The following is a 543-nucleotide window of genomic DNA, read 5'->3' as shown; positions in this document are numbered from 1 at the left end:
CGGTGGAGAACTTTCGGGTGGCCAGGCAGCGCTAGTAGGTCTGGCTCGGGCATTCGCCGTCGAACCGGCCGTTCTGGTACTCGACGAGCCCACTGCCGCACTTGACATTGACGCTCAGATACGAGTGCGCGACCTGCTGAAGTCTCAGTTGGATCGCACCAATATGACGGCTCTGATCATCACCCACGACGTCGCCGACACGATGAGGGTGGCCGGACGATTAGTTGTTCTGGAGCACGGCCGGATCATCGAGGATGGCGTTGTGTCCCAGTTACTTGAGAACCCGAAAACGGCTTTTACGGCTCAGCTCGCCGCATTAGTGAAGTTCGAGGTCAGGACTAACTCACAGGGCGCGGAGTCTTCCTCGTGATGGAGCGTGACGTGCACGGAGTTGCCCCCGGCGCGCTCGATCACCCGGTACAGCATGCCTTGCTGGATTGCCATGGCAACTGGATCGGTGTCATTGGGTTCGACGAACGGAGAAGCTCGAAGTATCAAAGTGGTTGGATTCGTCGGATGGGGCTCGGCGGAGAAACCGAAAGC

General features: G+C 58.9%; 1 protein-coding gene. It reads left to right on the top strand.

Features of this window, described 5'->3' with window-relative positions:
- On the top strand, positions 1 to 370 hold a 370-nt coding region (locus HMPREF0721_RS11310), incomplete at its 5' end, for an ATP-binding cassette domain-containing protein (RefSeq protein WP_006599934.1).
- Between the last annotated feature and the right edge of the window lie 173 nt (positions 371 to 543).

It is taken from the genome of Pseudoramibacter alactolyticus ATCC 23263 (assembly GCF_000185505.1).
Taxonomy (GTDB): Bacteria; Bacillota; Clostridia; order Eubacteriales; family Eubacteriaceae; genus Pseudoramibacter; species Pseudoramibacter alactolyticus.
The sequence above is the reverse complement of the archived record's forward strand: the minus strand, read 5'-3'. Positions and strand labels throughout refer to the sequence as shown.